18 protein-coding genes are annotated in these 21,447 nt (G+C 61.8%); 6 read left to right on the plus strand and 12 right to left on the minus strand.

What is annotated here, in order from left to right; translation table 11 throughout:
• The first annotated feature begins 35 nt into the window (after positions 1-35).
• Positions 36-884, plus strand: a complete 849-nt coding sequence (locus CO655_RS24180; RefSeq protein WP_097667146.1) for an aldo/keto reductase — start codon at positions 36-38, stop codon at positions 882-884.
• 147 nt (positions 885-1,031) lie between these two features.
• Here the strand turns inward: CO655_RS24180 and ilvN are convergent, their stop codons facing one another.
• A complete protein-coding gene (ilvN, locus tag CO655_RS24185) occupies positions 1,032-1,604 on the minus strand; it encodes an acetolactate synthase small subunit (RefSeq protein WP_010034065.1) in 573 nt (190 codons plus the stop codon).
• Positions 1,605-1,627: 23 nt separating this feature from the next.
• Positions 1,628-3,418 carry an acetolactate synthase 3 large subunit gene (locus CO655_RS24190; RefSeq protein WP_097605018.1) on the minus strand — a complete coding sequence of 597 codons (1,791 nt, stop codon included), beginning with the start codon at positions 3,416-3,418 and terminating at the stop codon, positions 1,628-1,630.
• A gap of 321 nt (positions 3,419-3,739) precedes the next feature.
• Here CO655_RS24190 and CO655_RS24195 point away from each other — a divergent pair, with 321 nt between their 5' ends.
• Positions 3,740-5,794 carry an ATP-binding protein gene (locus tag CO655_RS24195; RefSeq protein WP_097667124.1) on the plus strand — a complete coding sequence of 685 codons (2,055 nt, stop codon included), beginning with the start codon at positions 3,740-3,742 and terminating at the stop codon, positions 5,792-5,794.
• 100 nt (positions 5,795-5,894) lie between these two features.
• Here CO655_RS24195 and CO655_RS24200 read toward each other — a convergent pair whose 3' ends face one another.
• Positions 5,895-6,809, minus strand: coding sequence for a dihydrodipicolinate synthase family protein (locus CO655_RS24200; protein ID WP_097667126.1), 915 nt, complete (start codon positions 6,807-6,809; stop codon positions 5,895-5,897).
• 20 nt (positions 6,810-6,829) lie between these two features.
• Positions 6,830-7,444 carry a LysE family translocator gene (locus CO655_RS24205; protein WP_097667147.1) on the minus strand — a complete coding sequence of 205 codons (615 nt, stop codon included), beginning with the start codon at positions 7,442-7,444 and terminating at the stop codon, positions 6,830-6,832.
• A 95-nt stretch (positions 7,445-7,539) separates the two neighbouring features.
• On the opposite strand from CO655_RS24205, the gene CO655_RS24210 reads away from it, so the two are divergent.
• The gene (locus tag CO655_RS24210; RefSeq protein ID WP_176539297.1) at positions 7,540-9,018 is read left to right on the plus strand and encodes a PLP-dependent aminotransferase family protein; all 1,479 of its coding nucleotides are present in this window, start codon (positions 7,540-7,542) and stop codon (positions 9,016-9,018) included.
• A gap of 32 nt (positions 9,019-9,050) precedes the next feature.
• On the opposite strand, the gene miaA is transcribed toward CO655_RS24210, so the two are convergent.
• A complete protein-coding gene (miaA, locus tag CO655_RS24215) occupies positions 9,051-9,947 on the minus strand; it encodes a tRNA (adenosine(37)-N6)-dimethylallyltransferase MiaA (RefSeq protein ID WP_176539294.1) in 897 nt (298 codons plus the stop codon).
• Between miaA and serB the strand changes: the two genes are divergently transcribed.
• Positions 9,946-10,836, plus strand: a complete 891-nt coding sequence (gene serB, locus CO655_RS24220; RefSeq protein WP_097667129.1) for a phosphoserine phosphatase SerB — start codon at positions 9,946-9,948, stop codon at positions 10,834-10,836. The two genes, miaA and serB, sit on opposite strands and share 2 nt — an antisense overlap.
• Positions 10,837-11,174: 338 nt before the next feature.
• On the opposite strand, the gene CO655_RS24225 is transcribed toward serB, so the two are convergent.
• The 6 genes from CO655_RS24225 to CO655_RS24250 form a co-directional block, all read right to left on the minus strand.
• Positions 11,175-12,884, minus strand: coding sequence for a DegQ family serine endoprotease (locus tag CO655_RS24225; RefSeq protein ID WP_097667130.1), 1,710 nt, complete (start codon positions 12,882-12,884; stop codon positions 11,175-11,177).
• A gap of 195 nt (positions 12,885-13,079) precedes the next feature.
• Positions 13,080-14,048: a protease modulator HflC gene (locus CO655_RS24230; protein ID WP_097667131.1), complete on the minus strand. Its 969-nt coding sequence runs from the start codon at positions 14,046-14,048 to the stop codon at positions 13,080-13,082.
• 3 nt (positions 14,049-14,051) lie between these two features.
• Positions 14,052-15,137 (minus strand): FtsH protease activity modulator HflK, encoded by a 1,086-nt coding sequence (gene hflK / locus CO655_RS24235; protein WP_097578841.1) that lies wholly within the window; start codon positions 15,135-15,137, stop codon positions 14,052-14,054.
• A gap of 150 nt (positions 15,138-15,287) precedes the next feature.
• Positions 15,288-15,806: a dihydrofolate reductase gene (locus CO655_RS24240; protein WP_097667132.1), complete on the minus strand. Its 519-nt coding sequence runs from the start codon at positions 15,804-15,806 to the stop codon at positions 15,288-15,290.
• Between the two features lie 13 nt (positions 15,807-15,819).
• Complete coding sequence (locus CO655_RS24245) at positions 15,820-16,614, minus strand: thymidylate synthase (protein WP_097667133.1); 795 nt, start codon at positions 16,612-16,614, stop codon at positions 15,820-15,822.
• 472 nt (positions 16,615-17,086) lie between these two features.
• Complete coding sequence (locus CO655_RS24250; RefSeq protein ID WP_176539295.1) at positions 17,087-17,329, minus strand: helix-turn-helix transcriptional regulator; 243 nt, start codon at positions 17,327-17,329, stop codon at positions 17,087-17,089.
• A gap of 176 nt (positions 17,330-17,505) precedes the next feature.
• On the opposite strand from CO655_RS24250, the gene CO655_RS33540 reads away from it, so the two are divergent.
• Positions 17,506-17,805 carry a DUF6634 family protein gene (locus CO655_RS33540; protein WP_141514353.1) on the plus strand — a complete coding sequence of 100 codons (300 nt, stop codon included), beginning with the start codon at positions 17,506-17,508 and terminating at the stop codon, positions 17,803-17,805.
• 63 nt (positions 17,806-17,868) lie between these two features.
• Entirely contained in the window at positions 17,869-19,407 is a 1,539-nt protein-coding gene (locus CO655_RS24260; RefSeq protein WP_141514354.1) for an AAA family ATPase, read from the plus strand.
• A 541-nt stretch (positions 19,408-19,948) separates the two neighbouring features.
• Here CO655_RS24260 and CO655_RS24270 read toward each other — a convergent pair.
• Positions 19,949-20,950, minus strand: coding sequence for a hypothetical protein (locus tag CO655_RS24270; RefSeq protein ID WP_245423898.1), 1,002 nt, complete (start codon positions 20,948-20,950; stop codon positions 19,949-19,951).
• Positions 20,951-21,447 lie beyond the last annotated feature (497 nt).

Raw genomic sequence — 21,447 nt, forward strand, 5'->3', positions numbered from 1 at the left:
AACGCTGCGCAATCTCCTGAAAAATGGAAAAAATCATGCAGGACGACCCCATCCCCTCCGTCAAATTCCCGAACGGCACGGAAGTGCCGGCACTCGGCCAGGGGACCTGGGCCATGGGCGAGGATGCCGGCGATGCCAAGATGGAGATTGAAAGCCTCAGGGCGGGCATCGATCTCGGCATGACGCTGATCGACACCGCGGAAATGTATGGCGACGGCGGCGCCGAGGAGATCGTCGGCCAGGCGATCCGGGGACGGCGCGACGAGATCTTCCTCGTCAGCAAGGTCTATCCCTGGAACGCCAGCCTGAAAGGCACGGTCGACGCCTGCGAGCACAGCCTGGAACGGCTCGGCACCGACCGGATCGATCTTTATCTCCTGCACTGGCGCGGCAACTATCCGCTGGCCGAGACCGTCGCAGCCTTCGAAATGCTGAAAGCGTCGGGCAAGATCGGCGCCTGGGGCGTCTCCAACTTCGACACCGACGACATGGAGGAACTGCTCAGAGTACCCGACGGCGCCAATGTCGCCGCCAACCAAGTGCTCTACAATCTCTCCCGCCGCGGCATCGAATATGATCTCCTGCCCTGGTGCCAGAGCCGCGGCATTCCCATCATGGCCTATTCGCCGATCGAGCAGGGGCATATCCTGCATCATCCCGAACTCATCCACATCGCCAAGGCCTATCAGGCAACGCCCGCCCAGCTGGCGCTCGCCTTCCTGCTCGAACGCGACGGTGTCATCGTCATTCCGAAGACGTCGAATGCCGAACGCGTGGCGGAGAACCGCGACTGCGTCTCGCTTGAGATCACCGACGAGGACTGGCAGGCGCTCGACGCCGCCTTCCCGCCGCCGGCAAAGAAAAAGCCGCTGGAGATGCTGTGATCTCCAGCGGCCCGAATTACTGACAAGCCCGCCAACTCCTCTTTCGTCATGCTCGGGCTTGTCCCGAGCATCTGCGCCGCTCGATAGGTGAGCAGATCCTCGGCACAAGGCCGAGGATGACGCCGAGGAAGGGATGAAGCTTCTGCCTCACATCCCCTGAGCACCGCGATTCATTGCCGCGATGCCGGTGCGGCAGACTTCGATGAGGCCGAGCGGTTTCATGATCGCGATGAACTGGTCGATCTTCGAGGACTTGCCGGTGATCTCCAGAATGAAGTGATCGATCGTCGCATCCACCACCTTGGCGTGGAAGGCATCGGCAAGGCGAAGCGTCTCGGCGCGCATCTCGCCCTCGCCGATCACCTTGACCAGCGCCACTTCACGCTCGATCGGCCGTTCCTGGCCAAGTTCGCGGGCGCGCACCGTCAGATCGACGACGCGATGGACCGGCACGATGCGATCGAGCTGCGCCTTGATCTGCTCCAGCACATGCGGCGTGCCGCGGGTGACGATGGTGATGCGGGAAAGATGCGCCTGATGCTCGGTCTCGGAAACCGTGAGGCTTTCGATATTGTAGCCGCGGCCGGAGAACAGGCCGATGACGCGGGCAAGGACGCCCGGCTCGTTGTCGACGAGCACCGAAAGCGTATGGCTCTCGATCGCCGTCGTTTCCGGCGAGATGAAGTAGGCAGAGCCCGTGGGCTGAAGATGTGCGTTCATGGTCCTGGGTTCCTACCTGATCGTTATACGAGCTGACGGCCCTTGGCGTCGATCGCGTTGGCGACCGCTTCATCCGTGGCTTCGTCGGGCAGCAGCATTTCATTATGGGCCTTGCCCGAGGGGATCATAGGGAAGCAGTTGGCGAGATTGGCGACGCGGCAATCGAAGATGACCGGCTTCTTGACCTCGATCATCTCGACGATGGCGTCGTCGAGCTCATCCGGCTTGTCGCAACGCAGGCCGACCGCGCCATAGGCTTCCGCCAGCTTGACGAAATCAGGCATCGCCTCGGTATAGGAGTGCGACAGGCGATTGCCGTGCAGCAGCTGCTGCCACTGGCGCACCATGCCCATGTACTGGTTGTTCATGATGAAGATCTTGATCGGTGCATCATACTGGATCGCCGTCGACATTTCCTGGATGCACATCTGGATCGAGGCGTCGCCGGCAATATCGATGACGAGGCTGCCGGGATGGGCGATCTGGACGCCGAGCGCCGCCGGCAGGCCGTAGCCCATCGTGCCGAGGCCGCCCGAGGTCATCCACCGGTTCGGCTGTTCGAAGCCGAAGAACTGCGCCGCCCACATCTGATGCTGGCCGACCTCGGTCGTGATATAGGTGTCGCGGTCCTTGGTATGCGCATAGAGGCGCTCCAGCGCATATTGCGGCATGATCACGTCATTGCTCTTGGTATAGGCGAAGGAGTTGCGCGCCCGCCAGCGGGCGATGTCGCTCCACCAATCCTCGAGACGATTCTTCTCCGGCTTCTTCGGCAGAGCCCGCCACAGGCGGACCATGTCTTCCAGCACATGGCCGACATCGCCGCGGATGCCGATATCGACGCGGACATTCTTGTTGATCGAGGACGGATCGATGTCGATATGGATCTTCTTCGAATTCGGCGAGAAGGCGTTGAGGCGACCGGTGATGCGGTCGTCGAAGCGGGCGCCGATGCAGACCATGACGTCGCAGTCATGCATCGCCATGTTGGCCTCGTAAGAGCCGTGCATGCCGAGCATCTTCAGCCAGTTCTTGCCCGAAGCCGGATAGGCGCCGAGGCCCATCAGCGTCGAGGTGATCGGGAAATCGGTGAGCTCGACCAGCTCGCGCAGCAGCTTGGAGGCCTCAGGGCCGGAATTGACGACACCGCCGCCGGAATAGATGATCGGCCGGCGCGCATTCGCCATCAGCTCGATCGCCGCATGGATCTGGTTGAGGTCGCCCTGGATCTTCGGCTGATAGCTCTTCTGGATCGGGTAATCGGCGGGCGGCGTATAGGTGCCGGTCGCAAACTGCACATCCTTCGGAATATCGACGACGACGGGGCCTGGACGGCCGGACTGGGCGATGCGGAAGGCCTCATGAATGATGGCGGCGAGCTGGTTGACGTCCTTGACCAGCCAGTTGTGCTTGGTGCAGGGCCGGGTAATGCCGACCGTGTCGCATTCCTGGAAGGCGTCGGAGCCGATCAGCGGGGTCGGAACCTGACCAGTCAGGCAGACGAGCGGGATCGAATCCATCAGCGCATCCTGCAGCGGCGTGACCGCATTGGTGGCGCCCGGGCCCGAGGTGACGAGCATGACGCCGACCTTGCCGGTAGAGCGGGCGTAACCTTCGGCCGCATGACCGGCCCCCTGCTCGTGGCGGACGAGGATGTGCTTGATCTCCTCTTGCTGGAAGATCTCGTCGTAGATCGGCAGGACTGCGCCGCCGGGATAGCCGAAGATATGTTCGACGCCGTTGTCCTTCAGCGCCCTGAGAACGATCTCCGCTCCCGTCATCCGATTGCCTGCCGCCTGATTGTCCGTGCTCATCTGTCTGTTCCGTTTGATGCTGGGATTGCGTTTGTGGCCGGAAGCCCGAATTTCGGGCATAAAAAAAGGCCCCGGAGGAGCCTGTCATCTAGCGCATGGGTGGCTACCGCCGGATGGTTACACCATCCTGCCCATGCGCTTTCCCACCACGATAAGAGCCGTTGCGATTTTCATGGTCGGAAGTGATAGACAGAAAATTTCGCAGCGTCAACGCATGCCGCAATAAAAAACTGCCCGCGCCTGCGCCGCTGAAAATCGATAGGATGAAGGATTTATTAAAGGATCGACTTTATCCTTTAACGCTACTGTAGGAGTAGCCCGTTGCTCAACAACGACTTGCGCATGTCTGGCAAGGCAGGCGAGCACGATCGCCGCGATGGCCTCGCGCCGGGAAACCGCTTTCTCGGCCGCGTCGTTGCATGCAGCGGCTCGCGGGCGACGATTGCCGCCGTCGCCGTTGAGGGCGGGACTGATCTCACCGAACTCTGGTCCGTCGGCCGGCTGATCTCGATCAGCGTCGGCCGCAACCGCGTCGTCGCCCTCGTCTATCAGATGAATACCGGCAGCCATGCCTGGGGCGAAGGCGAGGACAATAATTTCAAGATCGAGACCGAGTTGCTCGGTGAGGTCCGCGTCGACGAGGACGGGCGCGAGGAATTCTCGACCGGCATCTCGCGTTATCCCTATCTCGGCGCCATCGCCCACCGCATCCGCGCCGCCGACCTGATGCGTATCTACGATGCCGGAACGGGCACGACCGCCGTCATCGGCAAACTGACGCAGGATGAAAGCATCGATGCGGCGATCCACATCCCCTCGATGCTCTCCAAGCATTTCGCCGTCGTCGGCTCGACCGGCGTCGGCAAGTCGACGGCCGTATCGCTGCTGCTGCACAAGGCGATCGTGGCCGATCCGAAGCTGCGGGTGCTGATCCTCGACCCGCATAATGAATTTGCCGCCGCCTTTCCCAAGCACGCCGTCACCATCGATACCGATACGCTCGACCTGCCTTTCTGGCTGATGCGGCTCGAGGAATTCGCCGAAGTCGTCTTTCGCGGCCGCCCGCCGGTGCCCGAAGAACTCGATATGCTGCGCGATATCATGCCGGAGGCAAAGCGCGCCTTCCGCGGCAGCGACAACTCGCTGGTGCGCCGGACGACGGAAAAGAGCTCGATCACCGCCGATACGCCGGTTCCCTACCGCATGGCCGATCTCTTGGCGCTGATCGACGAGCGCATCGGCCGCCTCGAGGGCCGCGCCGAAAAACCCGGCCTGCGGTCGCTGAAGATGCGCCTCATCGCCGCAATCAACGATCCGCGCTATCACTTCATGTTTTCCAACAACACGATCAGCGACACGATCACCGACACCATCGCGCAGATCTTCCGCATTCCGGGCGACAACCGACCGATCTGCACCTTCCAGCTTGCCGGCATTCCTTCTGAAGTGGTCAATTCGGTCGCCTCCGTGCTCTGCCGCATGGCCTTCGAGGTGGCACTCTGGAGTGACGGCGCTATCCACATGCTCGTCGTCTGCGAGGAAGCCCACCGCTATATCCCCTCCGATCCCAGCCTCGGCTTCGTGCCGACGCGCCAGGCAATCGCCCGCATCGCCAAGGAAGGCCGAAAATACGGCGTCTCGCTTGGGATCATCACCCAGCGGCCGGGCGAGCTCGACCAGACGATCCTGTCGCAGTGCTCGACGCTCTTTGCCATGCGCCTGGCCAATGACCGCGACCAGGAAATCATCCGCTCGGCGATCCCGAACTCGTCGATCTCGACGACGAGCTTCATCTCCTCGATCGGCAACGGCGAGGCGATCGCCTTCGGCGAGGCGATCAGCGTGCCGATGCGCATGCGCTTTTCCCGCGTCGACGAAAATCTGCTGCCGAAGGCTGCCAGCGCCAACAGCAAGCATAGCGAGGAAGATCCGGATACGGTCGATCTGCGCAAGATCGTCACCCGCATGCGAGCGGTAACGGTCGGGCCTGATATTTCGAATTTCCAGCAGAGCTTCGGCGCATCGACGGCACGTTCCGACGAAGAGAATGACGCCGACGAGGTTCTCGAGGCCAAGCCCTACGCACCGCCTCCAGCGGCCTCGCCTCCACCGGCCTCGCCGCCGCCGGTTTCGGCGCCCCTCGAATCCTACCGGCGCGAACTGCTGCCGCAGACGCCGGGGCTGGACCCGGCCGCACCTTCATCCGTCGATCCGCGGCTCGATGCGCTGCGCCGCGAGATGCGCCGCGAGGAACCGATCTTTCCGCGACCTGCACCGCCGACCGACCAGCCGGCCATCACCCGCCGGGAACCCGGCTCGTCGCTGCGCGAAAGCATTCTGAAAAAGCCGTTGAGCAGCCTTTACAACAAGGACTAAAGCGCGTCCCATCAAATTTGATTCACGCAACGCGCTTTAGCTCTTTGTTTTTATGTATGTCGTTGTCCCGAAACCGCTGCACACGTCCGGGCGACATGCATTAAGTCTTCCGCCCGCCCTCCAGTGCGATCAGCGGCTCGACGATCTCGAGCACACGCTGGCGATCCGCTGATTTCAGCGGCAGGAGCGGTCGCGGAAGCTCCGCCCGGGCGAGTGAGAGATGTTCGAGCAGCATATAGACCACGCGGATGCTTCCGAATGCCTTGAAGGTTTGCCATAGCGGCTCGAAGAGCTTATCGAGCCGGCGTGCCCCATCGACGTCGCCGGCAATGGCGGCCTTGGTCAGGCCGAGAGCCGTGCGCGGCAGCAAACCACCGATGACGCTGTACCAGGCGTCTGCGCCGGAAAGCAGCGCATCGGCCGCGCCCCAATCGCCACTGTAACCGATCGCGAGATCGGTCTTCTCCCGCAAGGCCGCAAGTTCCCCTGGCAAATCGCCGTCAACAGGCAGCGGCATCTTCACCGCCCTGATCGTTTCGATATCGGAGAGGCGCTGGAGAAGCTCCCGGCTGAAGGTGAAATGGGTCGTGCCGGGATTGTTGTAGATGCAGACCGGCAGCTTCGTTGCCTTCGCGACCGCCAGGAAATGCTCATAGGCTTCTTCCTGCGTCAGCGGCGTATAGGAGACCGGCGCCAGCAGAAGAGCATCCGCACCGGCCGCCTCGGCATCCCTGGCAAGACCCACGGCGTGGTCCGTTCTGAGAGCCCCGGCCCCGACGATGAGAGGAATACGGCCGGCGACGCATTCGGCCGCGGCCTTGACGGCGCGCAACCGCTCCTCGCGCGCGAGGTAAGCATAGATCCCGGTGCTGCCGAGAAGCCCGATAGAGGCGACGCCCGCCTCGCACAAGCGTTCCAGAACGCGGCCGAGGGCTTCGGTGTCGACGCGGCCATCGATATTCGCGGGCGTTGCCGGAAAGGCCGAAAGGCCGTGAAAGGGAGAAGCCGGAGACATGATGTGATCCTGCAAAGGCGTCAGTTTGAGAACAGCAGGCGCGATCCGGCGCCCGCGAAGAACACGGCGAGGACTGCCTCGATCCAGCGGCGCGCCCTGGCATAGCCGCGCACCATCGGCGCTGTCGAGAACAGCAGGGCATAACCGGCGAATATCGATATCCCGAGCAGCACACAGCCGCCGAAAGCCGTCACCGCCATCTCGGGCGAAGCGCCCGGTTTGAGGCCGAGCGACATGATCGCGACCCAGGCCAGAACCGCTTTGGGGTTTCCGAGATGCATCAGGATCCCACGGCGGTAGAGTAGGCCGAAGTCCGTCGACGGCCGGGCTGGCTCGCCTGCCGGCGCATCCGCGGCGGCGGCCGAGCGAGCCGCCCTCCAGGCGAGCCAGAGAAGGTAAAGCCCGCCCGCGATCTTGAGGAATAACAGGGCATGAGCATAGCCTACCAGCAGGGTCGAAATGCCGGTGACGGCAATCAGTCCCCAGCATGTCGACATCGTAATCACGCCGGCGGCAAGCGCCAGGGCCGGTCGGCGCCCCTGGCTCATCGCGACATTCATGATCGCCATGTTGCTTGGCCCCGGGCTTCCTGCTGCGATGACATAGGCGATATAGACGACGAGAAGATCCTGCATGTCCGTTTTCCAGAAGTCGCTGAGGCCTTCCTTCTCTTCTAAAATTGGTTCATCATGAAGCGCCATTTTCAAGAATCTTCATGGACCATCTTGCAATGTCGAAGCGGCGGGCCACCATCGAAATTCCGTCTCTCCACGGGATCGACAGAACGGCCCATGTCGGCCGCCGGCTTGCACAGGCCCTGCGGCACGCTATTGCCTGCGGCGAACTGAGGCCTGGCGAGCGCCTTCCTTCGACGCGTAGCCTTGCGGCCTCGTTGAAGATCGCCCGCGGCACCGTCGTCGAAGCCTTCGACCAGTTGACCGCCGAAGGTTATCTCGAGGCGAGAGTGGGCGCGGGAACCCGTGTTGCCGCCGCCCTGACGGACATGGCGCCGGCACTTCCGCCGCCACCGCCCGCGCCGGCGTCCGCAGAGGCGATGGACCTGCCTGCCCCAGCTGCCCGGCTGATATCGATCGCCCGTGCGCTGACCCCTCACCCGCCCGTTCCCTTCGCCATCGCGGTGCCTGCGTCCGGCATTGCGCCCGACGACAATTGGCGACGTGTCGGCAATCGAATGCGCGCCTCAAGACAGGCCGCACCCTCGGGCTACCACGATCCGATGGGTGTGCTCGAGCTGCGCATCGCCATCGCCGACCACGTCCGCCGCGCGCGGGCCGTTCATTGCGAACCCGAGCAGGTCATCGTTACGTCAGGCACCCAGCAAGGCCTCTACATGGCTGGCCGGGTTCTTCTGTCGCGTGACGACCCGGTATGGGCCGAGGATCCCGCTTACCCCGGCCTGACGGCAGTGCTCGACGATCTCGGCGTTCGGACGCATCGAATCCCGGTCGACGCACAAGGGATGAATGTGGAGCGCGGCCTCGAACTCTGCCCGGAAGCGCGCGCCGCATTCGTCACGCCTTCACACCAATATCCGGTCGGCATGCCGCTCAGCATGGCGCGGCGCAACGCTCTGATCGCCTGGGCCGACCAGAACCGAGCCTGGATCGTGGAGGACGACTACGACAGCGAACTGCGTTATGCCGGACACCCTTTTCCCTCCATGCAGGGGCTGCGTCCGTCGCGCGTCATCTATCTCGGCACTTTCAGCAAGGTGCTCTTTCCGTCGTTGCGTCTCGGTTACGTCATCGCCCCAGCACCCCTCGCAGAAGCCTTCGCCGGCGCACGCGCCATTCTTGACCGGCATTCGCCGATATCAGAACAGCACGTTCTGGCCGCCTATATCAGGGAAGGCTATTTCGAGGCGCATATCAGGCGCATTCGGGGTCTGTATGCCGAACGCCGCACTGCTCTGCTCGCGGCGCTCGAGCGGGTTCTGCCGAAAGGGTGTCATGTTCAGCCGAGCGATCAGGGCATGCACATCCTTCTATGGCTGCCCGAGGAAGCCGACGACGTGCGGCTGGCGGCGCGCGCCCTTTCGGCCGGCCTCGCACTGCGGGCGATCTCCCCCATGTATGGCGCGCAGCCGGGACGCCCCGGCCTGATGCTGGGTTTCGGCGGCTTTCCGCAGGAGCAACTGCAGGCGGCGGTGGGCGAACTCGCCAAACTGCTGCAGGTGCGCAGCGCGTAACCGCAGTTGAAGGGCAAGCCCGGACTTGCGCACTATAGGGCCAGCCGCTCCCAGCTCTCGTCCATCTGATTGCGGAACCAGGTCATCTGCCGCTTGGCGTATTGCCGTGTCGCCGCAGCCCCCTTCTCCAGCACCTCCTCGCGCCTCATCTCCCCCTTCAGCATCGCCGCGATCTGCGACACCCCGATCGCCTTCATGACAGGCGCCTCGGCGGGCAGGCCGAGGGCAAGCAGCGCCCTCACCTCGTCTTCAGCGCCCTGCTGCAGCATCTTTTCGAAACGGCCGTTGATGCGGGCATGCAGTATCGCCCGGTCCGGCAGCACGACGATCTTTCGTGCCTTCTCGGCGTCGATCAGAACTGGCCCGGACCGCCCCTGAAAATCGGCGATCGACCGTCCCGTCGCCTGGATCACCTCCAGCGCCCGGACGATGCGCTGCCCATCCTGGCGGTTGAGGCTTGCCGACATGGCAGGGTCGATTGCGTCAAGTTCGGCATAGAGCCCCTCCGGCCCTTCCTCCAGCAGCCGCATCCTGAGTTTCCCCCGAAGCGCCTCGGGTATCGCGGGCATGTCGGAAAGGCCACCGGTCAGTGCCTTGAAATAGAGCCCGGTGCCGCCGACGAAGACCGGCAGTTGCCCGGCGGCTTTCAATGCCGGCAGCAGCGCCGAGACGTCGCGCAGCCAGGCGCCGGTGGAATAGGCGGCCCCTGCCGGCACGTGGCCGTAGAGATGATGCGGCACCCCTTGCATCTCGTCTTCCGACGGGCGCGCGGTCAGCACCCGCAAGGTGTCGTAGACCTGCATGCTGTCGGCATTGACGACCGCGCCGCCATAGCGCTTGGCCAATTCGACGGCGAGCGCGGACTTGCCGCTGGCGGTCGGCCCGGTTATCAGGATCGCGTTCTCTACGCTCAGAAGGTTTTCCATCATGGCCCTCGTTGCCACGCTTGTTGCCAATCCGTCAAATCCTGTCCTGACCCCTGCTATCGCCGAACAGGCGGCCGAGGCCGTAGAGGCCTCCGGTCTCTACTGGCTGGCCGACGGCGTCGCCTGCGACATCGCGTTGCGTGACGGTACGGATGGGCAGGCGGCCGAGGCCAATATCCTCGCCGTCATCGCTGGCGCGCCGATCGACCTCGTCATCCAGGAGCAGGAGACCCGCCGCAAGACGCTGCTGATCGCCGACATGGATTCGACGATGATCGGCCAGGAATGCATCGACGAACTCGCTGCCGAAGTCGGCCTGAAGGAGAAGGTCGCCGCCATCACCGCCCGCGCCATGAACGGCGAGATCGCCTTCGAGCCCGCGTTGCGTGAGCGTGTCGCTCTGCTGAAAGGCCTGCCGATCTCGGTCGTCGACGAGGTCATCGCCCGGCGTATCACGCTCACCCCGGGCGGCCCGGAGCTGATCGCCACCATGAAGTCGAAAGGCCATTATACCGCCCTCGTCTCCGGCGGCTTCACCGTCTTTACGGGCCCCATCGCCGCCATGCTCGGCTTCGACGAGAACCGCGCCAACACCTTGCTGGACGATGGCGGCATTCTCTCCGGCTTCGTCGCCGAGCCGATCCTCGGCAAGCAGGCCAAAGTCGATGCGCTGAACGAAATTTCGGCAAGCCTCGGCATTTCGCCGAAGGAGGCGATCGCCGTCGGCGATGGCGCCAACGATCTCGGCATGCTGCAGCTCGCCGGCTCCGGCGTCGCCCTCCACGCCAAACCCACGGTCGCCGCCCAGGCGCAGATGCGCATCAACCACGCCGACCTGACCGCGCTGCTCTATATCCAGGGCTATCGGAAGACGGATTTTGTGGTGGGTTAGTTACTAAACCAACCGGGCCAATCATGAAGCATTCGGCGCGCTATCTTATGCGTCGGCATAGAATTTGGCGAGAACGCTCACTCCAATCTCCCTCATTCCTGTGCTCGTCACAGGGATCCAGCGCGCCCAAGTCCTTGGGCGCGGGGGACTCTTCCTCCCGGCAAGAGCGTCATTCACGGCGCAGACGCGCCGTGGCTGGATTCCTGTGACGAGCACAGGAATGAGGGAGGTAGAGACCCCGGCGGGCGAATTCGCTACCGCTGAACAGGCACCCATCCACCGCCCACGGCGGATCGGCGACGAAAGACACCTAGGCGGTAAGTGCCGCCGCAGCTCCCCTACTCCATCGGCACTGCCACGAACCGAAGATCACCGTTTGCCGATGCGATCATCAGCTGGGCGTTGCGGCGGCCTTCCTGTTTCAGCGATTTCACCTTGGCCGCGACTGCGTCCGGCGACTTCATGAATTCCTGCGCCACCTCGACGATCACGTCCCCTGGCTTCAGCCCCTTTTCGGCCGAGGCGGAACCGGGCGCCACCTCCGTCACCACGACGCCGTCGACGCTCTCGGCAATGCCGAAAGCCGTGCGTGTCTCGGGGCTCAACAGCGACAGCGACAATCCGAGCACGTTCTTGGGTGTTGCCGCATCCGGCGATCCCTGGCCCTGGTGCTGGTCCGGCGCCGGCGCGCCCGGGACGGGCTGGACCTGATCGCCGGTATCCGGCTGGTCCATGTCGTCGTTCTCGTCGGGATCAGGGGTGATCACGCCGTCCTGCGAGCCATCAGGGGCCGCGCCGCCGGATGCCGCCTGATCGCTGTCTTCGAGGCGGCCAAGCTTCACCTTGACGGTCTGCTCCTTGCCGTCGCGCAACACCACGACATCGACTTCCTTGCCGACCGTGCTTTCCGCCACGACACGCGGCAGATCGCGCATTTCATTGACCGTCTTGCCGTCGAATTTCAGAATCACGTCGCCCGCCTTGATGGAGCCGTCGTCGACGGGGCCGCCCTTGATGACGCCGGCGACCAGTGCACCCTTGGCCGTGTCGAGGCCGAGGCTGTCGGCGATATCGTCGGTCACCGGTTGAATGCGCACGCCGAGCCAGCCGCGCCGCGTCTCGCCATATTCGCGCAACTGCTCGACAACGCCGGAAGCCAGTTCAGATGGCACGGAGAAGCCGATACCGATCGAGCCGCCGCTCGGCGAGATGATTGCCGTGTTGATGCCGATCACCTCGCCCTTCATGTTGAAGAGCGGGCCGCCGGAATTGCCCTTGTTGATCGCTGCATCCGTCTGGATGAAATTGTCGTACGGGCCGGCATTGATGTTGCGGCCACGCCCGGAAATGATGCCGACCGTCACCGAGCCGCCGAAGCCGAACGGATTGCCGATCGCCATCACCCAATCGCCGATGCGCATCTCGCTGGAATCGCCGAATTTGACCGCTTTCAGCGGCGCCTTCGGCTCGACCTTCAGCACCGAAAGGTCGGTCTTCGTATCCGTGCCGATCAGCTTCGCCTTGAGCTTCGAGCCATTGGCGAAATTGACCTCGATGTCGTCGGCGCCCTCGATCACGTGATTGTTGGTGACGATATAACCGGTCGGGTCGATGACGAAGCCGGAGCCGAGCGAGCTGACATTGTGGTTGGGGCCTTTGCCGCCCTGCTGCTTGTTGAAGAAGTCGTTGAAGAATTCCTGGAATGGCGATCCGTCGGGCGCGCGCGGCGCCGGACCGACCCCCTCGTCATCCTTCACATTCTGAGAGGTCGAGATGTTGACGACCGCATCGAGCAACCCCTCGGCGAGATCGGCGACGGAAGCCGGTCCGTTGTTCGGCACGACGCCCTGAAGGGGCGGGACCTGCTGCGGTGCCGCGGGTGACGTCGGCGCGGGAGCAGCCGGAGCAGGCGCGGCAACCCCGGGTGCTGCTGTTTCAGGCGTGGTTTGCGCAAAAGCAATCCCGCTCATGCCGGCTTGCGCCAGAATTGCGGCGCCGGCCATAAGCGCGAGCGTTCGTCTGAAGGGCGAGCCAATCGTGGGGGCCATCAAGCTTCCTCATAAGCGGTAAATGCGCAGATTGAGCATCAGCATAAGGCGGAATGATGGAGGGCGAAATCACCTTTTCGCGAAATCCCCGTGCAATCTGACACCGCCTCGCAAAAACCCGATTGTCTCAATCAGCGCATGAAAAAAGGGCCGGCGCGGGCCGGCCCTTCCAGTTGTGCGATAGCGCGCGCGGCGTCAGTTCGCCGGCTGGGCGGGGGCTGCGGGCGCAGCCGCGCCGGGAACGGCGGCAGCCGGCGCTCCTGGGGTTGCCGGCGGCTGCATAGCGCCGGCGGCGTTGTCGAAATAACGGAAGAATTCCGAATTCGGCGACAGCACCAGCGTCGTGTCCTGCGAGGAAAGCGCCGCGGAATAGGCCGCCATCGAACGATAAAACTCGAAAAACGCGGGGTTCCTGGAAAAGGCGTCGGCGAACACGCGGTTGCGTTCGGCATCGCCCTGACCGCGCAGGATTTCCGCATCGCGCTGGGCATCCGCGGTGATCTCGACCACCTGGCGGTCGGCGATCGCCCGGCGGCGCAGGCCGTCTTCCGTGCCCTGGGCGCGCAAGAGTTCGGCCTCGGCCAGTCGCTCGGAGCGCATGCGGTTATAGGTGTTCGGCGCCACATCGGCCGTCAGATCGGTGCGGCGGATGCGTACGTCCTCGATATTCAGTCCGAGAAGCTCGGCATCCGGACGCAGATCGTCGCGCACCTCGAGCATCATCGACACGCGCTCGTCGGAAAGTGCGGCATCGAATTCCCGCAGACCGTAGACGCGGCGCAGTGCCGAATCGAGGCGGGTGCGCAGCCGCGCTTCGGCCGAATCGCGATCACCGGAGACGGTTTCTCGGAAGCGGCGGGCATCGTTGATCGAATAGATCACGAAGGCGTCGACGTCGAAGGTCGCACCGCCCTTGACCTGTACTTGGATGTTGTCGAGGTCGAGACGCAGCTTCTGCTTTTCGACGAGCTGAACGCGGTCCGCGTCCATGAAGCTGAACGGCAGCTTGAAATAGATGCCGGGCTCGGTCTTGACCGACTGGATCTCACCGAAGCGTACTACAATCGCCTGTTCACGGGCATTGACCACGTAAACCGATGAATAAAGCCCGACCAGCACGACTGCGAGGATGACGAGAATGACGGGAAGCCTGTTCGAAGTCATGGCTCAACCTCCCTGCTGCGACGGTCTGGAGATCTCGTTGAGCGGCAGATAGGGTACGACCCCCTGCTTCTCTTCGATGATGACCTTCCTGGAATTCTTCAGCACCTGTTCCATCGTTTCCAGGAACAACCGCTTGCGGGTGACGTCGGGCGCCTTCGAATATTGTTCGTCGATGGCGATGAAGCGCTGCGCCTCGCCCTCCGCTTCCTTGACGACGCGGCCCTTGTAGGCGGCGGCATCTTCGCGGATGCGGGCGCCGTCACCGCGTGCCTGCCCGAGCTTCTGGTTGGCATACTGGTTGGCTTCTTCGACCAGGCGCTGCTTGTCCTGGTCGGCGCGCTGCACTTCTTGGAAGGCATCGGCCACTTCACGCGGCGGCGCCACGTCCTCGATCGTCACCTTGTTGATCGAAATGCCGGAACTGTAACGCGACATCGTATCCTGAATGATATTGGCGACTTCGCTGGCGATCTCCAGGCGCCGGTCGCGGAACGCGTCCTGCGCCGGACGGCGGCCGACCACTTCGCGCATCGCGCTTTCGGAAACCTGCTGCAGCGTCTGCGCCGGGCTTTCGACGTTGAAGAGATAGGCGCGCGCATCGCTGATCTGATAGAGAACGTTGAAGCGGACATTGAGGATGTTCTGGTCACCCGACAGCATCAGCCCGCCGGCCGTGTTGCTGCTGCCCTGCGTGCCGCCGACATTCAGCAGCTGCTCGGTGACCTTGACGATCTCGACCGTATCCATCGGCCAGAAATGGAAATGCAGACCCGGCATCGACACCGTTTCCCGCGGCTTGCCGAAGCGCAGCTCGACGCCGCGTTCGTCCGGCTGGACGGTGTAGACGCACTGGATCAGCCAGAAGACGGCGACGATCGCCAAAACGATCACCGCCACGCCGCCGTTGAAACCGCCGGGAACGATGTTGCGCAGCTGATCCTGGCCGCGCCGGATAATATCTTCCAGATCGGGCGGTCCGCCCTTGCCGCCGCTGCCGCGTGGTCGGTTCGGCCCCTGACCCCATGGTCCCTGATTGTTACCGCCGCCGCCCCAAGGGCCGCCGCCGCCATTCTGATTGCTCCAGGGCATCAAAACCTCGTTGTTCGTTAAAGTCTTCCCCGCATCCTGGACCGTGGGGGCTGACCGGCGGATGCGTTGGTGACCGTTATAGGTATCACCGCACCGGCTTTCAACGCAGCGTGAGAAACTTGGTCAATTTAATTGGAAAATAGTTCGTTTTCACGCACGACGGCGGTCATAGACGACGTAGCGGGTGGGATAGCTGTCCCTTTCGCCAGCCGGCACCGCGATCGTCTCTCCCGCCTGCCAGAGATTGGGATCGATCTCAGGAAACGACGCATCGCCGTCGAGATCGGCCTCGACATGGGTGATGCAGAGCCGGTCGGCCAGATTGATCGCCTGCGCGTAGATCTGGCCGCCGCCGATGATGCAGATCTCGTCGGCGGCGGTTTCGAGCGCCAGCCTTTCAGCCGCGTCCATCGCCTCGGGCAGCGAATGCGCCATACTGATAGCGGGATCGTCGATCGCCGCTTGCCGCGAGATGACCACGTTCGGCCGTCCCGGCAGCGGCTTGCCGATCGAATCGTAGGTCTTGCGGCCCATTACGACAGGCTTGCCCAATGTCAGCGCCTTGAAGCGCTTGAGGTCGCTCGAAAGCCGCCACGGCATGTCGCCGTCGCGGCCGATGGTGCCGTTGCGGGCAACGGCGGCGATGATGGTCCTGCGGATATCGGCCATGAAATGTCCCGGATCAGACGGCGATCGGCGCCTTGATGCTGGCATCGGCCTCGTAGCCGATCAGCTCGAAATCATCGAAGGTGAAGCCGAAAATGTCCTTCACCTCAGGATTGATGCGCATGAAGGGCAGCGGCTTCGGCCGGCGCGTCAACTGCAGCTTCGCCTGGTCGAAATGGTTGTGGTAGAGATGGGCGTCGCCGAGCGTGTGGACGAAATCGCCGGGTTTGAGCCCCGTCACCTCAGCCACCATCATCGTCAAAAGCGCATAGGAGGCGATGTTGAACGGCACACCGAGGAAGATGTCGGCGGAGCGCTGGTAGAGCTGGCAGGAGAGCCTGCCGTCGGCGACATAGAATTGGAACAGACAATGGCAGGGCGGCAGCGCCATATTGTCCACTTCCGCCGGATTCCAGGCCGAGACGATGTGGCGGCGCGAATTGGGATTGTTGAGGATGCCTTTGACCAGATTGGCGATCTGGTCGATATGGCCGCCATCCGGTGCCGGCCAGGAGCGCCATTGTGCGCCATAGACCGGCCCGAGGTCGCCGTTCTCGTCGGCCCACTCATCCCAGATCGAGACGCCGTTCTCCTTGAGATAGCGGATATTCGTTTCGCCCTTCAGGAACCACAAAAGCTCGTGGATGATCGAGCGCAGATGCAGCTTCTTCGTGGTGAGGACGGGAAATCCTTCTTCGAGGTCGAAGCGCATCTGGTAGCCAAAGACCGAGCGGGTGCCGGTGCCGGTGCGGTCGCCCCGGTCGGAGCCTTTTTCCATCACATGCTTCAGGAGATCGAGATATTGCTGCATGTCGCGCTGATTCCGTTTTCTCCAATTTAAGCCTTCGCCTTCAGGAAACCAATCGCCGGCGGGCATTTTCCCGTTCTTTCTGCTGCCGGAGATAAAGCTTTTGTGACGTTTGCCCTTTCCTTGGGCGAAGGAAATCACTATATCAGCCCTGCCGGCTTTCGGGCCGGCTATGGCAATAAATGAGCGGTGTAATAAACCTATTGGACCCGGGGGCGTTACACAGACAACCCCTGCCAGTTAGTCGACCGCAACTTCCCCAGAATGATGCATGCGTGCCGATCGCCCTAGGCGATCGAACAGCGCGCATTCCGTTTAGAAGACAAGGCCGAGGAGCGGAGCCTACTTCGCAGCGGACGAGGTCTTGTCGTCAGAATCTAATCAAAAGCCGGCCGGCAGGCCGTCAATTTCCGGCGACGCCGGCTTGGACCCCGAAGGGGCTTTGAGCTTCTGATCTCAGCGCTGTGGCAACCGATCACTCTGGTCGCTCATCATCATAAGACCCGGCCACAAAGTTGGCACGGATGCCCCAGCCTTCCGTCCCACTAGGTGCGAGGAAAATCACCCCACACTTGCCGTAGTGGCGGACCAGTTTTTCAACGCTTGCGATGCCGGCTGCCCCCTTCTCGATCATGTAGATCGTGCGCGGACTGATGCCAGAATGCTCCGCCACCTCGGCCTGAGTTTGACCGAGGACAAGTCGTGCGACGGCAAGCATTCGTGATGGCGGCCTCATGCCGTCTTGGTGTCACCAAAATCTCTCCTTCGCAAACAAATGTTGACAATAGCGAACGAGTCGCAAATAAACGCGATCAGATCGCTAATTGCAGCGATCGGATCGCCAATCCTTCGTGGCGCCTGCTGGCCGCGAATCGCTAGGAACAGGATGTCCCGATGAAGTTCGCCTATTTGAATTCGGAAGATGCGCAGCGCCTTTCCGCTGATCTGCGCTCCATTGAAGCTGGATTGATCCGGACACTGTCTTTGGACACCGCTCCCATCCTCCAAGCTCATCAGATGTATTCGCGAAGGACGGCCTGCCTTTCCGGGTACGTCTTTGGCCATCCATCTCTGGGAGACGGTCGTGAGGTCATGACCAGTCAGCTCATGTACATGGACACAGAGGCCGGCATCGCGCGCACGGTCAACCGTTGGTACCGCTTGGGCCATCCGGCCGGAACCGGAAAAGCATGAAGCCGGGCCGAACGCGGCCGCTACTTCGCACCAATGCTTCACTAGGATTCAAATAGGTGTCCCGTGACAGATAAACCGCCATCACAAGATCGCCACTTCCAGCGCCGGCAGCAGGCAGCAATCGCCGGATTGCATCTGCCGACCGCCGAGGAACTGCTTCGAGGGATGGCCTTCTTCCGCGAAGACTTGGCCGAAGACATCCGCGAATATTCCGACCGTCTGTCGGGTCTACTTAAGAAGCGCAAGCGGACCGGGCTTGCGCTCCTCGCCGCTGGTCTGAGTGAGCTAGCTTTGTATCCGAGTAACGACGGCGTGCTTGCGGTGGAGGCCGCTCTCGATCTCATCGATGATGCACAAGGACTGCCGGTCGATGAGTGCCGCCTGCGGTGCAGATTCTACCGGGCGTTCTTTGGGGACGGCCAAGCGACGGCTTTGATCGCCGGGGAGATCGCCCATCTTGCTTCTGGGAATTTAACTACTGCAGAGAACCTCCACCTGCTCTGGCGTTCGCTCAGTTGGGCGGCACAATCCCGTGCACTCCACGCGCGTCAACGAGCAGGCGTCTCTATTCAGAGATCCGCAGAGTGGTTCGAGATGGAAGTGCGGACCTACGAGGTCCACTTCAAAAATGCGATTACGTCAATAATGGTCGACGGGCCGGAACCCAAGGATTCAGTAGATGCCGGTCTTTCAATCGCGACCTGGGAAGAAGAGCCCCTGGAGCACCAGACGCGACTGACCGACGGTGTCGTCGTTATCAGCGGTGTCGGTAATGACACGACGGCCGATGGGAAGCGAGTAGCCAAGGAATTCGAAAAGTTCAAACAGCGTGCGTTGCCTCTGCCCGGCATGCCGGAGTTGACCGAAGTTCGTACGAGGCTGATCGCGGAATTTCCCTATGCTGTGACGGTTATTGACAATGTGCTAGAGGGCCTTGATGGCCGGGCCAATGTCTACCTGAGGCCTATCATCCTGCTTGGGGCGCCCGGAAGCGGCAAGACTGAGTTTGCCAAACGATTGAGTAAGGAACTCGGCGCGCCCTTTGAAGTCATATCTTGTGGAGGAGTGAGCGATAGCGCCATCGGCGGGACCGCCCGGAGGTGGTCATCGGGCGAACCAAGCCTTGCGATTATGGCCGTGCGTCGACACCGATGCGCCGGACCGATCATAATTCTCGACGAGATCGATAAGATCGGCACCAGTCGCAACAATGGCAATGTGCACGATGTGTTGATTGGCCTGTACGAACCGGTGACATCTCGCTGTTGGCATGATCCCTACATTCAGGCCCCTTGCGATCTGTCACACGTGTCTTGGCTGATGACCGCGAACTCCATTGAGTCGGTACCGGCCGCTCTACGCGACCGGTGCCGAATCCTTCCTTTTCCCTGCCCGGGAGCCGATCATCTGCCGCAGCTCGTCCCCCCTATCCTCGCGCGGCGGTACATCGATGCGGGGTACGATCCGCGCTGGGCCACGCCACTCGAAGGATTCGAATTGGATGCCTTGGCGAAAGTCTGGACGGGTGGTTCGATCCGAAGGTTGGAACGGGTCGTCGAGGGATTGCGGAAGGCGCGCGAGCAAGCAAGGCGGCAACAATGAATTTGCGAAAGGCCGCATATGCTGACACGCACGTCATGTTGGAGGGCGACCGTACACGCGTCGCGGAGGAGGGTCCAACTCAAGCCGCTTCGCGTGCAGACATCTCCTAGCCCGGTCCAAGGCCGCGGCCAAAATGTCTAACGACTGCTGGAAACGGAGTCTGGCATGCCACGAGGCGGTAAAGACGAGACGACCGAAGCCGACGACGTCAGGCCGCTCAATGAAGCGGCGGACGACAACGAAACGTTTGGCCAGGCACTGTCACGTGCGGGCTTCCACCCGGCCAAGGTCGGGCGGAGGGTTGTGTCCCAGGGGAAACGCAGGGAGGCGCTGAAGAAGTGGCCTTCCGGGACCGCGGACAAATAGAGCGGTTAAACGCTATCGTGTCACCCAGCGGGGATTCAAGGGCAAAGCCGTGATCGTACGGCGGTTAAAAACACTCAGCGACGGTTCTGGGATGATTCCTCGCACATTTACGATTCCCACGTACCAAAGTGCGGAATTCGTCTGGGTTACGAAAACCACGTTAATGAGACGCGATCTAAAAGAGCTCTACATACTCGCGCAACAGGGACGGAAGTTTCGATGTCACAACATGAACTGCCGATCCGTGGGAGCAAATTGATTGCACGACATACGCGCCGGGATGGCGCCATTTGGAGTACCTGTCTGCCGCTGCCATGGTTAGGCGCGGACTAATCTTGGTGACAAGCTCATCGTGAAAGTTGTTCTCCGAACCATGGTGCGGCAGCGTCAGGACCCCAACGTTGTTCAATAGACGCCCGTAGTGCTTGAGGAACGCCTTACGACGTTTTCCCGAGGCGAGTGCAGCATCTCCGGTTCCCAGCCAGGCGACCCGGTGCGAAAGGAGCCACCAATGCTCCCCTTTGTTTGTGGCGAAGCTCTCGCCGCGCATGCTTAAGCTGAATCCATTCACAGGCCCAGAATATAGGCACAATGACGTGATATTCAGATCAACCGTCACCGCGTCATAGGCGGCAATTAGATCGGCGACATCGCTCGTGAGAAGAGTTTTCAAGTTTTCAATGTCCTCAAGCCATGATTTCAGCTTGGGAAGAGATAAACCCCGTTCCTTGGCAAGGGCCCGTAAGAACTTTGTTTGATCCTGCGAGATTCCCGGATCGACGAAAGGCGCCAACAACCAGTCACTGCCGAAGGACGAAACGACTACTGCCGTAGTGTCAGGAGCGATCAGCGCCCCCGTTCCGTCATTGTTGTCGGTGGATCCATCAGGGTATCGGCCAACTCTACCGAGACCAGTGAATTTCCACGCCTCCACAGAATCAACCCGCGCCGACAAATCGGGATCAAAAGGCTCGGTTGGCGGTTCGATACTACCAGGAGCACCACCATCACCCCGGCTGGACTGGACGAATATGATTCTTCGCGGATTGAAACGAGATATGGCAGAACTTGGATCTGCAACGAAGGACCGGTAAAACTCCGTGTTCGCCGATGCGCGATCCTCGACATAGCTTCGAGCGAAGGCAATTAACCTATCAACGTCGTTGAGCAACGGCATTACTATTGTGCCAACCCTGAGCCCCCTCTTTTCATGGAGCAGTTCCTCGAGCCCACTGACATGGTCCACGTGAAAGTGGGTTATGTACAGGATGTCGAGCTGTCTGCGAGGCCCGAGATCCTTGATGTAAGACCGTACCCTCGCCTTCCGCGCCGAGGCGTATTTACTCATTGACCCGCAGTCGACGACATAGCTTACGGGCCCCTTCTCTCCATTCACGAGAGCACTGTGAAAAAATCCCTGTCCAACCGGGTGTTGGGTTCGCTCATGAATTACCATCGCACCATCCCCTCGCGACGACATTAATTGCCTCTTCGTTTAGATCTCAAAAATTGCTTTCCTTAAGATAAACGTGGAGGTTGCAGCGCAAAAAATGCGGTGGCCTGTATCGATGAGAAGCTCCCGTTGATTAACGGATGATGGGTATCGTTACTTCAAATGGTCTCCGTGTGTGCTTCGAGCGCGGCCGAGCAAATGCAGTATCTGTGCCTGACGGT

This window comes from Rhizobium sp. M1 (assembly GCF_002531805.1).
Lineage (GTDB): Bacteria > Pseudomonadota > Alphaproteobacteria > Rhizobiales > Rhizobiaceae > Rhizobium > Rhizobium etli_C.